The sequence below is a fragment of the Klenkia sp. AC732 genome, assembly GCF_979256525.1.
Genome location: NZ_CEEDOS010000004.1, coordinates 80281 through 94984 on the forward strand (window position 1 = coordinate 80281; position 14704 = coordinate 94984).

General features: G+C 74.2%; 10 protein-coding genes. 5 read left to right on the forward strand and 5 right to left on the reverse strand.

The window, feature by feature from the left end; all coding sequences use genetic code 11:
* Nucleotides 1-25: 25 nt before the first annotated feature.
* The 4 genes from AC0IVP_RS03015 to AC0IVP_RS03030 form a co-directional block, all read right to left on the reverse strand.
* A complete protein-coding gene (locus AC0IVP_RS03015; RefSeq protein WP_471754438.1) occupies nt 26-2326 on the reverse strand; it encodes a putative bifunctional diguanylate cyclase/phosphodiesterase in 2301 nt (766 codons plus the stop codon).
* A gap of 147 nt (nt 2327-2473) precedes the next feature.
* A complete protein-coding gene (locus tag AC0IVP_RS03020; protein ID WP_056291421.1) occupies nt 2474-3244 on the reverse strand; it encodes a trimeric intracellular cation channel family protein in 771 nt (256 codons plus the stop codon).
* A 139-nt stretch (nt 3245-3383) separates the two neighbouring features.
* Nucleotides 3384-5438, reverse strand: coding sequence for an acyl-CoA dehydrogenase family protein (locus tag AC0IVP_RS03025; RefSeq protein WP_471754440.1), 2055 nt, complete (start codon nt 5436-5438; stop codon nt 3384-3386).
* Nucleotides 5435-6124: a TetR family transcriptional regulator gene (locus AC0IVP_RS03030; protein ID WP_471754442.1), complete on the reverse strand. Its 690-nt coding sequence runs from the start codon at nt 6122-6124 to the stop codon at nt 5435-5437. The genes AC0IVP_RS03025 and AC0IVP_RS03030 overlap by 4 nt, the downstream gene beginning before the upstream one ends.
* A gap of 62 nt (nt 6125-6186) precedes the next feature.
* On the opposite strand from AC0IVP_RS03030, the gene AC0IVP_RS03035 reads away from it, so the two are divergent.
* The 5 genes from AC0IVP_RS03035 to AC0IVP_RS03055 all read left to right on the forward strand — a co-directional run bounded on the left by AC0IVP_RS03035 (nt 6187) and on the right by AC0IVP_RS03055 (nt 13436).
* Nucleotides 6187-7461 carry an acetyl-CoA C-acetyltransferase gene (locus tag AC0IVP_RS03035; protein WP_471754444.1) on the forward strand — a complete coding sequence of 425 codons (1275 nt, stop codon included), beginning with the start codon at nt 6187-6189 and terminating at the stop codon, nt 7459-7461.
* 20 nt (nt 7462-7481) lie between these two features.
* On the forward strand, nt 7482-8822 hold the full coding sequence (locus AC0IVP_RS03040; RefSeq protein WP_056291429.1) for a 3-oxoacyl-ACP reductase: 1341 nt from the start codon (nt 7482-7484) through the stop codon (nt 8820-8822).
* Nucleotides 8822-9673, forward strand: coding sequence for a MaoC/PaaZ C-terminal domain-containing protein (locus AC0IVP_RS03045; RefSeq protein WP_471754446.1), 852 nt, complete (start codon nt 8822-8824; stop codon nt 9671-9673). Before AC0IVP_RS03040 ends, AC0IVP_RS03045 begins: the two co-directional genes overlap by 1 nt.
* 194 nt (nt 9674-9867) lie before the next feature.
* Complete coding sequence (locus tag AC0IVP_RS03050; RefSeq protein ID WP_471754448.1) at nt 9868-11448, forward strand: hypothetical protein; 1581 nt, start codon at nt 9868-9870, stop codon at nt 11446-11448.
* Between the two features lie 356 nt (nt 11449-11804).
* On the forward strand, nt 11805-13436 hold the full coding sequence (locus AC0IVP_RS03055) for a fibronectin type III domain-containing protein (RefSeq protein WP_471754450.1): 1632 nt from the start codon (nt 11805-11807) through the stop codon (nt 13434-13436).
* 135 nt (nt 13437-13571) lie between these two features.
* Here AC0IVP_RS03055 and AC0IVP_RS03060 read toward each other — a convergent pair whose 3' ends face one another.
* Nucleotides 13572-14702, reverse strand: coding sequence for a glycosyltransferase family 4 protein (locus AC0IVP_RS03060; protein WP_471754452.1), 1131 nt, complete (start codon nt 14700-14702; stop codon nt 13572-13574).
* Nucleotides 14703-14704: the final 2 nt, after the last annotated feature.

Here is a 14704-nt window from a genome sequence, read left to right on the forward strand (position 1 = left end):
GGGTCAGCCGACGGTGGCGAGGGGGTCAGCCGACGGCGACGGCGCGGCGCTCGAGCAGCTCGGGGACGTCGTCGCCGTCCATCGGGCGGCCGAGCAGGTACCCCTGGGCGAACTCGCAGCCCAGTGCCCGCAGCTGGCGGACCTGGCTGGGCCGCTCCACGCCCTCGGCGACGACCTGCAGGCCGATGTCCTCGGCCAGTCGCAGCACGGCGCGCAGGAACGTGGCCTGCCGGGCGTCGGTGTCGATGGCGGCCAGGAAGGACCGGTCGATCTTCACCGAGTCCAGCGGCATCGAGTTCAGCTGGGCCAGCGAGGAGTAGCCGACCCCGAAGTCGTCCAGGGAGACCCCGACGCCCAGGTGGCGCAGCTGGGTGACGGTGCGCTTGGCGGCGTCCAGGTCGGCGAAGATGCCGGACTCGGTGATCTCCAGGACCAGCTGACCGGGCAGCAGCCGGTAGCGGCTGACCAGCTCGCCGACGATGGCCACGAAGCCGGGCGCGATGACCTGGCTGGGAGCGACGTTGACGTGCACGGTGAGCGGCTCGTGGCGCCCGGTGGTCCACTCTGCCAGCTTGCGGCAGGCCTCGGCGAGCAGGTCGGCGGTCAGCGCGGGCATCAGCCCGGTGCGCTCGGCCAGCGGGATGAACACGTCCGGGGGGACGTCGGTGTCCTCGTGCCGCCAGCGGGCCAGCGCCTCCAGGCCCAGCACCCGCCCGGTCTCCAGCTCGACGATGGGCTGGTAGGCCAGCCGCACCCGCTTGTCGTCGATGGCCGTGCGCAGTGCCTGGCGCAGCTCCTGGTCCTGCAGCTCGGCCAGGCTCATGCCCACGCTGTAGGCCACGATCCGGTCCTTGCCCGAGCGCTTGGCCGAGTACATGGCGGTGTCCGAGCGGGCCAGCAGCTCGTCGGCGGCGACCGGGGCGTCGTCGGCGTCCAGGGCGCAGATGCCGACGCTGGCGTGCACGTCCAGGGTGTTGCCGCGCACCGTGAACGGCGTCCGCAGCCCGCCGGCGATCTTGGCACCGATCTGCAGCGGGTCACCGCCGTCCTCGAGCAGGACGGCGAACTCGTCGCCGCCCAGGCGGGCCACGGTGTCCCCGGTGCGGACGGCGCCGGTGAGCCGGTCGGCGACCCGGATCAGCAGCTCGTCGCCGGCGGCGTGGCCCAGGGTGTCGTTGATGACCTTGAAGTCGTCGAGGTCGAGGAAGACGACCGAGACCGGCCGCAGGTCGCGGGCGTGCAGCTGCAGGGCGTGCTCCAGGCGGTCCAGGAACAGCGCCCGGTTCGCCAGCCCGGTCAGGCCGTCGTGGAAGGCCTGGTGGCGCAGCTCGGCCTCGCGGGTGGCCAGTTCGGCGGCGAGGCGGGTGTTGTCGCGCAGGGCCAGGTACTGCCGGGCCAGCAGCAGGCCGACGACGATGGCGGCGGTGAGCAGCTCCCCGCCGCCCAGGACCCGGCCGGAGACGGCCAGCCCCGCGGTGACGACGAGCGCGACCGCGACGGGCACGTAGGGGAGGAAGGCCGACCGGGTGCTCGGGACGCCGGCCGGGCGCTGGCGGGCGGCGCCCTCCACGGCCGTGCCGGCGACGGGGTCGCGTCGGGTCAGCGCGGCCAGCCCGATGAGCAGGAAGCCGGCTATCCAGCCCAGGTCGATGGAGCTGCCCACGTAGGCGCCGGTGGCGGCCACGTAGGCGAAGCCGCTGTCGGCGACGCTGAAGGAGGTCAGGCCCAGCCCGACCAGCACCAGCGGGGTCCGGCCGGTGGTCGTGCGGGCCAGGGTGAGCACGATCAGCGTGACGACCAGGACGTCGAGCACCGGGTAGGTGACGAGGAGGGCGGAGGTGAGCGTGTCCTCGGTGATGTCGTAGCTGACGACGGCGCCCAGGGCGGTCTCCCAGCTGACCAGGCCGACCGCGGTCGAGGTCATCAGGGCGTCGAGGGTGCGCTGCCAGCGGCCGGTGCGGCCGTCGTCGGTGGGGTGCAGCAGCAGGGACGCGGTGGCCAGCAGCGGGAAGGCCACGAAGCCGACGTCGGCCACCGACGGGAAGGGGGCCTCGCCGCCCTGCACGACCTCGACCCAGGACCAGTACGCCTGGCCCAGCGTCCAGCAGCCGGTCCCGGCGCTGAGCAGCGCCCAGGACCAGCGGGTCCGCCCGGCGTGCCGGGTGGTCCGCCACGCGGTGAGACCGGTCGCGACCAGCCCGGAGCCGAGCTGTGCGAGGTTGGAGGTGAAGCGGTCGAAGGACTCCGCGGGGCTCCACAGAGCCGCGATCTGGCAGCCGACCAGCACCAGCACGACCGCCACGACGGCAGCACGAGGGGGGGCCATCGGCCACCGGTGCGATCCCCGCTGCATGAGGAGTCCTCTCGACACGGACCCGAGTGGTCCGCACGGAGATCATCGGCCGACCGGGCTCGGCGGCTCATCCCCCGCAGGGGTGACTCCCGGTGACGTCCCCACGACAGGTGGTGCTGGTCAGCGCCGCCCCAGCCGGCGCCGCCGCCGGGCCCGTTCGGCCGTGGCGTCCGTCGCCGGCCGGGGGCGCCGCACCCGAGACAACCGGCTCCGGGCCCGCAGCGGCAGGTCGATCGCCACGGGCGCGGCCCACCCCCGCCAGACCGACAGCACCCGGAGTCCCGCGACCAGCACGATGACCAGGGCCGCCACCGGCAGCGGCGGCAGGTCCAGCGGACCGGCGAGCACCGTGAGCGCGCTCGCGCCGAGCAGGGCGGCGACCGCGTTGTACGGCCCGGGCTGCACGATGTCGGCCCGCTGCGCCAGCAGGACGTCCCGGATGACCGCGCCGCCGACCGCCGTCACCACGCCGATGAACACGACGCTCGCGCTGGGCAGCCCGGCCAGCTGGGCCTTCTGCGCACCGATGACGGTGAAGAAGCCCAGCGTGAGCGCGTCCAGACCGACCAGCAGCCCGGTCGCCCGGGACAGCCAGCCGGAGAAGAAGAACGTCACCATCGCGGTGATCGCCACGGTGGGCAGGTAGGCCGGGTTGGTCAGCGCCACCACCGGGACGCCGAGCAGCACGTCCCGGATCAGCCCGCCACCGAGCCCACCGGAGACCGCGAGCAGCAGCACCCCGGACACGGCGAAGCCCTCACGGGCGGCCAGCAGGCCGCCGGTGAGGGCGCCGATCACGATCGCGGTGAGGTCGACCGCGGCGGGGACCCGCAGCGCCTCGTCGGCCGCGACGTCCGCGGTGACCTGGAGGAGGGCTGCCGTGGTGCTCACGGTGGCCCATCCTCCCGCCCCGCCGCGGCAGAGGAAGCTGTACACCCCTCATCCGGGCCAGGAGGGGGTGTAGAGCTTCCTTTGCCGAAGCGGGTCTTGCCGAAGCGGGTCTTGCCGAGGCGGGTCTTGCCGAGGCGGGCTACTGGGCGGGGGCCATCTCCAGGTCGATCGCCGTCGCGTCCGGGGTGTCGACGGCGGACTCGCCGGCCGGCGCGGCGGCACGCACCCGCGCGTCCTCGGCGGCCATGACGTCCTGGCGGTCGCCCTCGCGCTCGACGATGGAGGACTTGACCCACGCCTCCGGGATGGCGAAGGCGTCGACCAGCGTGCGCATGTGCGGGCGCAGCTCCTTGAGCAACTGGTTGACCGCGCCGGTGACGGCCTTGGACCGGGTCGGGGTGAGCCGGCCGTGCTCCAGGAACCAGCCCTTGTCGGCCTCGATGGTGCTCAGGGCGTACAGGTCGCAGACCTTGGACAGCAGCGCCCTGGCCGCCGGGTCCGTCGTCCGCTCGATGCCGGCGACGAAGCCCTCCAGCACGATCCGGTCGATGTGCGTGGACGCCGTCCGCAGGACGTGGTCCTGGACGTCGTTGAAGATGTCGAAGGGCTTGATCCCCTTGGTCGCAGCACCCTTGCGCAGCCGCTTGATCGCGCCGTCCAGGGTGTGCTTCTCGCGGTCCTCGAAGGTCCGCAGCTGCCAGCCGCGGTCCAGCAGCGAGACGTCCTCGTCCCGCCCGGGGACAGCGTCCACCAGCCGGGCGATGAGCGACCGGGCGGCGGTGCGCTCCAGCACGGTCTCCCGGACCTGGTCGGCGACGAACTGCGCCTTGCCCCAGCCGTCCAGGGAGCCGAAGGCGTCCCGGTACCCGGTGAGCAGGCCCTTGGCGACCAGCTGGAGCAGGACGGTGTTGTCGCCCTCGAACGTGGTGAAGACGTCGGTGTCGGCCTTGAGCGCCGGCAGCCGGTTCTCCGCGAGGTAGCCCGCGCCACCGCACGCCTCACGGGCCATCTGGATGGTGGACGTGGCGTGCCAGGTGTTGGCCGCCTTGAGCCCGGCGGCGCGGGACTCGAGCTCCCGCTGGGCCCCCTCGTCGACGTCCTCCGCGCCCTGCACGTCGTGCATGGTGGAGACCAGCTCCTCCTGGGCGAAGTGCAGCGCGTAGGTCTTCGCCAGTGCCGGCAGCAGCTTGCGCTGGTGCACCAGGTAGTCGTTGACCACGATCTCGCGGTCCTCGCCGGGGGCGGCGAACTGGCGGCGGACGTCGCCGTAGCGGACGGCGATCTCCAGCGCGAGCTTGGTCGCCGAGCCCGCGGACCCGCCGACGCTCACCCGCCCGCGCACCAGGGTGCCGAGCATGGTGAAGAAGCGTCGGGTCTCGTTCTCGATGGAGGAGGAGTAGGTGCCGTCGGCGGCGACCTGGCCGTAGCGGTCCAGCAGCATGTCGCGGGGGACGCTCACGTGGTCGAAGGACAGCCGGCCGTTGTCCACGCCGTTGAGGCCGGCCTTGGCGCCGTCGTCCCCGATGGTGACGCCGGGCAGCGGGGCGCCGGCCTCGTCGCGGATGGGCACCAGCCAGGCGTGCACGCCGTGCCGCTGCCCGCCGCTGACCAGCTGGGCGAACACGACGGCCATCCGGCCGTCCGCCGCGGCGTTGCCGATGTAGTCCTTGCGCGCGGACTCGTGCGGGGTGTGCAGGTCGAAGGTCTCGGTGGCCGGGTCGTAGGTGCACGTGGTGCGCAGCTGCTGGACGTCGGAGCCGTGCCCGGTCTCGGTCATCGCGAAGCAGCCCATGAGCTCCCCGGAGATGATGTCGGGCAGGTAGGCGGCGTGCTGGCGCTCGGTGCCCAGCAGGTGCACCGCCCCGCCGAACAGGCCCCACTGCACCCCGGCCTTGACCATCAGCGACAGGTCGCCGAAGGCGAGCATCTCGATCGAGGTGACCGAGGCGCCGGAGTCCTCCTGGCCGCCGAACGCGCGGGGGAAGCCCAGGCTGGTGCGGCCGGTGGCGGCGAGGTCCTTGGTCAGGGCGGTGATCCGCTCGCGGGCCTCGGCGTTGGTCTCGCCGTAGACCGGGGCGTACTTGGCCTCGCCCAGCTGCTCGCGGGCATCCCGGCGGACCTGGGCCCAGCGACCGTCCAGCACCTCGGTGAGGCGGGCCGGGTCGACCGTGGTGGGGAGCGGGGTGCTGGTCATCGGTTCTCCTCCGTGGGGTGCTGCTGGGCGTGCGGGACGGTCGTGACGACGCCGGACAGTCCTGCCCAGGCGAGGTCGGTGAGGTGGGCGGTGAGCTCGGCGCGCGGCATGGGGTCCGGGGAGCGCAGCCAGCGGTCGGCCGCGGCGCGGACCAGGCCGACGAGCCCGTGGCCCCAGGGCTCGGCGGCGGCGGTGTCCCGGCCGGCCTGTTCCAGGGCGAGCGCGACGAGCCCGGCGGCCTGGTCCCCGACGAGCTCGGAGAGCCCGGCGATCGGGTCGGCGTCGGCGGCGCGGTCGGTGGGGGAGTGCACGACGAAGCGGTAGAGCTCCGGGTCGGCCTCGATGAAGGCGAGGTAGGTGTCGACGGCGGCGGCCACGAGCTGACGCGGCCGCTCGATGCCGGTCATCGCCTCGCGCAGGGCCCCCAGCAGCTGCTCGGCGACCTGGGCGCAGACCGCGAGGTGCAGCTCGCCACGGTCGGCGAAGTGCCGGTAGACGACGGTCTTGCTGGTGCCCGCGGCCGCGGCGATCTCGTCCATGCCGACGCCGGAGCCGTGCTCGGTGACGGCGGCCACGGTGGCCTGCACGAGCTGCTCGCGCCGGGCGCGGCGGTGCTCGTCCCACCGGGAGTCCCGGCGGTCGCGTGGCGGGGTCACTGCCGGCGCCGCGATCGTCTCGGCTTTCATGTGAACGACGGTACCTGGTACTTTCGGTACCGACAACGGCACCCACTCTCCCGGAGGCCCCTGTGACTCGCCAGGCCGCGATCGTCGGCGGGAACCGCATCCCGTTCGCCCGCTCCAACTCGAAGTACGCCCGCGCGTCCAACCAGGACATGCTCACCGCGACCCTCGACGGGCTGGTGGCGCGCTTCGGCCTGCAGGACCAGGCCGTCGGCGAGGTCGTCGCCGGCGCCGTCCTCAAGCACTCGCGCGACTTCAACCTGACCCGTGAGTCCGTGCTGGGGTCGCGGCTGTCGGCCGCCACGCCGGCCTACGACGTGCAGCAGGCCTGCGGCACCGGGCTGGAGGCCGCCGTCCTGGTGGCGAACAAGATCGCCCTGGGCCAGGTCGAGTCCGGCATCGCCGGTGGGGTGGACACCACCTCGGACGCGCCGCTGGCCGTCAACGAGGACCTGCGGCACGCCCTCATCGCGCTGAACAACGCGAAGACCCTCCCGCAGCGGCTCAAGGCGCTGTCCGGGCTGCGGCCCGGTCAGCTGGTGCCCGACGTCCCACGCAACGTGGAGCCGCGCACCGGGCTGTCGATGGGCGAGCACGCGGCCATCACGGCCAAGGAGTGGGGCATCACCCGGGAGGCCCAGGACGAGCTGACCGTCGCCTCCCACCAGCACCTGGCCGCCGCCTACGACCGGGGCTTCTTCGACGACCTGGTCACCCCCTACCTGGGCCTGACCCGGGACCAGAACCTGCGCCCGGACTCCTCGCTGGAGAAGCTGGCGACGCTGAAGCCGGTCTTCGGCAAGGGCGAGGGCGCCACCATGACGGCGGCCAACTCCACCCCGCTCACCGACGGCGCCTCCGCGGTGCTGCTGTCCAGCGACGAGTGGGCCGCCGAGCGGGGCCTGCCGGTCCTCGCACACCTGGTCGACGCGCAGACCGCCGCCGTGGACTACGTGCACGGCGGGGAGGGCCTGCTGATGGCTCCGGCCTACGCGATGCCGGTGATGCTGGCCCGCAACGGCCTGACGCTGCAGGACTTCGACCTGTACGAGATCCACGAGGCGTTCGCCTCCACCGTGCTGTCGACGATGAAGGCCTGGGAGGACCCGGCGTTCTGCGCGGAGAAGCTGGGCCTGGACGCCCCGCTGGGCCCGATCGACCGGAGCAAGCTCAACGTCCACGGCTCGTCCCTGGCCGCAGGGCACCCCTTCGCCGCCACCGGCGGACGGATCGTCGCCTCGCTGGCCAAGGCCCTGCACGAGATGGGCCCGGGCAAGCGGGGCCTGATCTCCATCTGCGCCGCCGGCGGCCAGGGCGTCGTCGCGATCCTCGAGTCCTGAGAGAGAGAAGGAGCACCCCCGTGAGCGACTGGTACCGCGACTTCGCCAACTCCGGCGTCGGCACGACCATCACCAAGCAGTTCGGCCTGCCCCGCCCCGCGGTGCTGCGCCGGTACGCCCCCGGCGACCCGCTGCTGCCGGGTCCCGCCGTCATCGGGTCCGCCGGGGAGGGCCGGCTGCGCGAGGAGCTGACCTCGCTGCTGACCGAGGCCGGGGTGACGGTGCTGTCCCCGGCCGCGGACACCGAGAAGCTGTCCGCCGTCCTGCTGGACGCGACCGGGCTGACCACGCCGGCCGACCTGGCGTCGGCGCACGACTTCCTCGCCCCGGCGGTCAAGCGGCTGCGGCCCAACGGCCGGGTGCTCGTGCTGGGTGACCCGCCGAGCGAGACGACGTCCCCGGCGCAGTCGGCCGCTCGGCAGGCCCTCGACGGGCTGGTCCGGTCGATCGGCAAGGAACTGCGGGCCGGCGCCACCGCCAACCTGGTGTACGTCCCGTTCGGTGCCGAGGCCTCGATCGCCAGCCCGGTCCGGTTCTTCCTGTCCGGCCGGTCGGCCTACGTCGACGGCCAGGTCGTCACGGTGTCCCCGGCCGACCTGCCAGCCGGTGAGGACGTCGACCGGCCGCTCGCCGGCAAGGTCGCCGTCGTCACCGGGGCCGCGCGTGGGATCGGCGCGGCGATCGCCCGCACCATCGCCCGGGACGGCGCCCACGTGGTCGCCGTCGACGTGCCCGCTGCCGGGCAGGCGCTGGCCGGGGTCGCCAACGAGATCGGCGGGACGGCGCTGCAGCTGGACATCACCGCGCCCGACGCGGCCGCCCGGCTGGTGGAGCACCTGCGGGAGCGGCACGGCGGGGTGGACGTGGTGGTGCACAACGCCGGCATCACCCGGGACAAGCTGCTGGTCAACATGGACACCGCGCGCTGGAACTCGGTGATCGCGGTGAACCTGCAGGCCCAGCTGGACCTCACCCAGGCCCTGCTGGACGCCGACGGCGTGCTCCGGGACGGCTTCCGGTTCGTCTGCGTCAGCTCGACCAGCGGCATCGCGGGCAACCGCGGGCAGACCAACTACGCGGCGTCCAAGGCCGGGATCATCGGCATGGTGCGGGCGTTCGCGCCCGGGTTCGCCTCCCGCGGGGGCGCGATCAACGCCGTCGCACCGGGCTTCATCGTCACCGAGATGACCGCGAAGATGCCCTTCGGCACCCGCGAGGTCGGCTCGAGGATCAACTCGATGCAGCAGGGCGGGCTGCCGGTCGACGTCGCCGAGACGATCGCCTGGCTGTCCCAGCCGGGGTCCGGCGGGGTCAACGGCCAGACCGTGCGGGTCTGCGGCCAGAGCATGCTGGGCGCCTGATGGGCACCCCCGTGGTGCTGTCCTCGGCGCCGTCGATGGCCAAGCTCTTCGCCCAGGCGGCGGTGACCGCGCGCGGGCGCGGTGGGTCGCTGCCCGACACCCACCTGGCCCGGGTCGCCGTCGAGGTCGACCCCGGGCAGGTCGCGGACTACGCGCAGGTGTGCCGGTTCCCCCTGGCCGACACGCTCCCGCCGACGTTCCCGCACGTGCTGACCTTCCCGCTGCAGGTCGCCCTGATGGCCGACCGGGCGTTCCCGCTGGCGCTGCCCGGGCTGGTCCACGTGCGCAACCGGGTGGACGTCGTCCGGCCGGTCGGGGTGGGGGAGCGGCTGGACCTGGAGGTGTGGGCGGACGCGTTCGCCCCGCACCGGTCGGGTGCGACGGTCGACCTGGTCGCCTCGGTGCGGTCCCGGGGTGACGAGGTGTGGCGTGGGCGCTCGACGTACCTGGCCCGTGGGGCGACGGCGCCCGGTGCGCCGGCCGACGTCCCCGAGCTGACCATCGGCGAGGTGTCGGAGGCGGCCGTCTGGCGAGTGCCCGACGACGCCGGCCGGCGCTACGCCAAGGTCTCCGGTGACGTGAACCCCATCCACCTGTCCGGCCTGACCGCCAAGGCCTTCGGGTTCAAGCGGGCCATCGCGCACGGCATGTGGGTCAAGGCCCGAGCCCTGGCCGCGCTGAGCGGGCGGCTGCCGGAGGCGTTCTCCGTCGACGTGGCGTTCCGCAAGCCGCTCTTCCTGCCCTCGACCGTCGCGTTGTCGACGGGTGCGCGAGAGGGCGGGTGGGACCTGGCGGTGCGGGCGCAGGCGGCCGGGACCGACCACGTGCTGGGCAGGGTCCGTCCACTCTGAGCCCTCACGCCCGTGCGACGGCGGGCCTGGGCAGCGGCACAATCCAGATCCAATCGGTCTCATGACGATCTGGTGACGTCCTGCACCAGGCCCGCGGCGAGGGTGCCTCACTGCCCCACCTGCGTGGTCTGGTCTCGCAGCTGTCGCACGGCAGCGCGCGCCCGGCGTCCCGGGCCGACCGGGGGAGCCCGCCCATGCCCGTCTCGTCCTCGTCCCGCCGCGTGCTCGGCCTCCTCGCCGCCGGCACGATCGGGGTGTCCGGCGCCCTGCTCGGGTCGATCGGTGTCGCGTCCGCCGCTCCGGCCCCCGTCCCCACCCCCGTCGTGGACGGGAGCGACGGTGACCAGGTGCTCGCGGAGACGACCGCGGCCGCGTCCACCGTCTCCTTCGCCGTGCCCGCGGGCGTCTGCGCGGTGCGGTTCGCCGTCGCGGGCGGCTCGGGCGCCGTCGCCGGGTCCCAGGGCGGCGCCGCCGGACTGGTCGCCACCACGGTGCGGGCGAGCGTCGGCCAGTCCTTCACCCTCGTCGGTGGCGACGCGGCGATCCCGCCCGGGGTGGACGGGCAGCAGTCCACCGTCACCGGTGGCAACGGGTTCAGCATCACCGCCGCCGGCGGGTCCGGGACCTCGACGCCCAGGGCCGCCAACTCCCTCAGCCCGAACGCCGTCTCCATCGAGGCCGACAACGCCGTGGACGGCTCGACGGCCGGGACCCAGTTCGCCGGTGGACCCGGCGTGTCCCTGGCGGTGGGCGTGGCCTGCCCGAAGGCGCCGGAGTCCGTCTCGGCCCGTGGCGCGGACGGTTCGGTGCAGCTGCGGTTCTCCGTGCCGGTGGACGACCCGGACGAGCCCCTCGACGACGACCTCTCCTTCATGGTGTCGGTCGACGGCGGGAGCTTCCGGTCGCTCCCCGTCACGTCCGTCGACCCGACGATCCGCGAGGTCGCCGGCACGGTCGGCGGGCTGACCAACGGCACGCCGCACACGTTCGCGGTGCGGACCGTCTCCTACATCGGGTCCAGCGCACCGACGGCGACGCGGACCGCCACCCCGTACCTGCCCATCGGGGCGCCGCAGGGGCTGACGGTGACCCGCACGGACACGACGGCGACGGTGTCGTTCTCCGCGCCGACCACTGCGGGGACCTACGCCCTGGATGGCTACAGCGTCGGGTACGGCGGTCGGGAGATGGGGGACGAGGCGTGCCGTCTGCCCGTCGGGGTCACCACGTGCACGTTCCCGCTCCCCGCAGGTGCTGACGTGAGCATCACGGTGTTCGCCCTGGATGCCGGGTTCCAGTCGAGCCTCCCGGCCACCGTGCAGTCACCTCCCGTCGTGCCGGCGACCGTGCCGACGAAGGACGACGGCGACATCACGGGCCCGGCGGGCCCGATCACCGCGGTGCAGGCCGGGCAGGAGCTGACCCTGCAGGGGCTCGGGTTCGCGCCGCTCTCGACCGTGCAGCTGACCCTCTTCTCCGCTCCGGTCAGCCTGGGGACCACCGTCACCGACGCCGACGGCAGGTTCTCCGTGCGGGTGACGCTGCCGGCGGGTCTCACGGCGGGCACCCACACCCTGGTGGCCACGGGCATCAACCCCGACGGGACCACCCGCTACCTGGTCACCACGGTGACCGTGGCTGCCTCCGGCGACGGTGTCGCCGGGGCCCCCGCTCTGGCCGCCACCGGCGCCGACACCGCCGTCCCGTTGGCCGGGGGTGTGGCGGCGTTGCTGGTCGGTGCCGGCCTGCTCGTCGGTGCGCGCCGCCGCAGCTGACCCACCCGTAGGCCCGACGGCCCCGTCCCCATCCGGGGGCGGGGCCGTCCTCGTGTCCTGCCTCGGCCGGGACGGGGTGAACGGGTCGTTCCGCTCGCCACCAGCTGAGAACTGGGCACGTTGCGCCGAAGAGTGCGGGGCGAGGGCACCTGATGACGGCCTCTCGTCGGCAGCCTGCGGGCAGAACATGACCGTGGATTGCCGTTTCCCTAGGCAGGTAACGATCGCATAACGCGACATCCCACCTGTGCGTCGCGTGAGCGGCCGGTGACGATCCGCATGGTCTGGTTCCTCCGCCACCGGGTCCCGGCGGCACGAGCCCGGGGTCCCCGGGTCCTCACGGGGGAGCCCCGCACATGCGCTTCACGTCTCCGTCCCGCCGTGCACTCGGCCTGGTGGCCGCGTCCACGATCGGGATGTCCACGGCTGTCCTCGGCGTCACCGGCGTGGCCACGGCCGCCCCTGTCGTGGGAGTCCCGCTCGCGCCGATCTCCGTCGCGACGTTCAACGGCGACACCAGCCTGACGGTCCCCGCCGGCTACTGCACGGGCGTCTCGACCGTCCTGGGTGCAGAGGGCGGCGGCAAGCCCGCGACGAACACCAACGGCGAGGACCCGGACAGCCTCGAGGTCTACCTCGTCGTGCAGCCCGGCCAGGTCTACACCCTGGCCGCGGGTGCCGCCGGCGGCGACGCCACGACGGGGAACGGCGCCGGCGGCGTCAACAGCGCCTTCTCCGGCGTCAACGGCGGGCTGGGGCAGAACGCGGGCGGTGGCGGCGCGGGCTCCGTGCTGGCACTGGGTGGGGAGCCCGTCGCGACCGCCGCGGGCGGCGCCGGCGGTGGCGCCGGGGCAGGCGCCGGTGGTGGCACGACGGGTGTCTCGCCCTCCGCGGTCGTCCAGGAAGGCCGCACGCCCCAGGTCACCGAGGGCTCCACGGCCACCGGTGCGGGCTCGGTCACCTTCCAGATCCAGCCGTGCGCGGCCCCGTACAGCCCGACCCTCGTCGGTCTCACGGCCGGCAACGGCACGGCGGCCGCGACCTTCATCCCGGCCGGCCGGGACGAGCGGACCGCAGCTCCCTCCGGGTACGAGTACGCGGTGAACGGGGGCGACTGGGTCCCGCTGACCCCGGCCCAGGTCACGGCTTCCCAGTTCGACGTCCCGAACCTCACCAACGGCACGTCCTACTCGGTGACCATGCGCTCCCTCTCCGCTGCCAACGGGCCCGGCGAGGTGTCCACGGCGAGGACCGTGACGCCGTACGCGCCCATCGGCTCGGCGACCATCACCTCGGTGAAGACCGCCCCCGGCGCCATCACGGTGACGTGGGCCGCCCCGACCACGGTGGGCACCTACGCCCGCGGCGGGTACGAGGTCTACGTCAGCAGCGAGGAGCTCTTCGGCCTCGGGTGTGACGCCGAGGCATCGGAGACCTCCTGCACGTTCGCCGCCGAGCCCGGCGTCGACTACCGGATCGTCGTCGTCGCGCTGGACTCCGAGGGCCACGCCGACCCCGTCGGTTCTGCCCCGAAGAACAGCGGCGTCGTGCCGGGCCTCTCGGTCCCCACCGCCGTCCCCACCAAGGACGACGGTGACGTCCGTGGCCCTGCCGGCCCCATCACCTCGCTCACCGCGGGCCAGAAGGTCACCCTCATCGGGGAGGGCTTCCTGCCCTTCTCCGACGTCCAGCTGACCGTCTTCTCCAGCCCCGTCAGCCTGGGCACGGTCGAGACCGACCAGGACGGGAAGTTCTCCGTCGAGGTCACCATCCCGGCCAACCTGACCAACGGCACGCACAGCCTGGTCGCCACCGGCGTCGCGCCGGACGGCTCCACCCGGAACCTGGTCATCACGGTGACGGTCTCGGGCGGCGTCGCCACCCTGGCGAACACCGGCTTCGACACCGCCGTCCCGCTGACCGGTGGGGCGCTCGCCCTGCTGGCCGGTGCGGGGCTGCTGGTCGGCGCCCGTCGCCGCAGCAACTGACCCACCCGTAGGGCCGACGGCCCCGTCTCCCACCCGGGAGGCGGGGCCGTTCGGCGTCCCGCGGCGCGTTGAGGCTGCGGAACGGCAACGGCGCCACGCCCGGGGACGGCGTGTCGACGGTGTCGTCCTGCGGTCTCAGGCGGACAGCGTGCGGACGTCGGAGACGCCCAGGACCCGCTCGTAGTGGCCGATGAGCTCGTCGCCGAGTCGGCCCCACGTGCGGTGCGAGACGGAGGTGCGGGTGCGGGCGGCGGCAGCGCGGAGGGCGAGCCGGTCGTCGCGCAGGCCCTCCACCTGGGCGGCGAGCACGTGCGGGTCGTCGCCGGCCCACAGCCAGCCGTTCTCGCCGTGGCGCACCAGGTCCAGCGGGCCGCCCGAGGCCGCGACCAGCGCCGGGACGCCGGCGGCGAGCGCCTCCTGCACGGCCTGGCAGAACGTCTCGTCGGCGCCGGGGTGCACCAGCAGGTCCAGTGAGCTGACCAGGGCGCCGAGGTCGGAGCCGGTGACCCGGCCGGCGAACACCGCCCGGGGGAGGGCGCGCTGCAGTGCCCGGCGCTGCGGCCCGTCGCCGACGACGACCAGCCGGACCCCCGGCAGCTGCGACAGCGGTCCGAGCAGGTGCAGCCGCTTCTCCACCGCCAGCCGTGCCACCGTGCCGACCAGCAGCTCGCCGCGCGGGGCCAGGTCGGCGCGCAGCTGCGCCGATCGCTGGCGCGGTGCGAACTGCTCCAGGTCCACCCCGCGCGCCCACAACGCCAGCGGCCCGATGCCGTGCGCCCGCAGCAGGGCCAGCGTGGCCGAGGAGGGCGCCAGTGTCAGCGCCGCCCGGTCGTGCACCGAGCGCAGCCACCGCCACGTCGTCGTCGAGCCGCCGGGCACCCGGTAGCGGCCGGCGTAGGCGGCCAGGTCGGTCTGGAACACCGCGACGGCCGGGATGCCGCGCTGCTGGGCTGCCCGCGCCGCGGCCGAGCCGAGCACCGCCGGCGAGGCCAGGTGGACCACGTCCGGGCGGACCTCGTCGAGCAGGTCGCCCACCTCGGAGGTGGGCGCGGCCAGGGGCAGTTCCCGGTACCGGGGCAGCCGCACCGCCCGGACGGCGTGCACCGGCACCCGGGCCCCGCAGCGGGACTCGTAGGAGGCGCCCGACGGCGCGATGACCACGGGTTCGTGGCCGCGCAGGGCCAGGTGGTCCGCGGCGCGCAGCACCGAGGTGACCACGCCGTTGACCGCGGGGGTGAAGGTCTCGGACACCAGGGCGACGCGCATGG

Bases quoted from the DNA above. Each gene is read 5' to 3' on its own strand.
- AC0IVP_RS03050 (WP_471754448.1), top strand. From the start codon at position 9,868: ATGCCCGTCTCGTCCTCGTCCCGCCGCGTGCTCGGCCTCCTCGCCGCC.
- AC0IVP_RS03055 (WP_471754450.1), top strand. From the start codon at position 11,805: ATGCGCTTCACGTCTCCGTCCCGCCGTGCACTCGGCCTGGTGGCCGCG.
- AC0IVP_RS03045 (WP_471754446.1), top strand. From the start codon at position 8,822: ATGGGCACCCCCGTGGTGCTGTCCTCGGCGCCGTCGATGGCCAAGCTC.
- AC0IVP_RS03025 (WP_471754440.1), bottom strand. From the start codon at position 5,438: ATGACCAGCACCCCGCTCCCCACCACGGTCGACCCGGCCCGCCTCACC.
- AC0IVP_RS03030 (WP_471754442.1), bottom strand. From the start codon at position 6,124: ATGAAAGCCGAGACGATCGCGGCGCCGGCAGTGACCCCGCCACGCGAC.
- AC0IVP_RS03060 (WP_471754452.1), bottom strand. From the start codon at position 14,702: ATGCGCGTCGCCCTGGTGTCCGAGACCTTCACCCCCGCGGTCAACGGC.
- AC0IVP_RS03015 (WP_471754438.1), bottom strand. From the start codon at position 2,326: ATGGCCCCCCCTCGTGCTGCCGTCGTGGCGGTCGTGCTGGTGCTGGTC.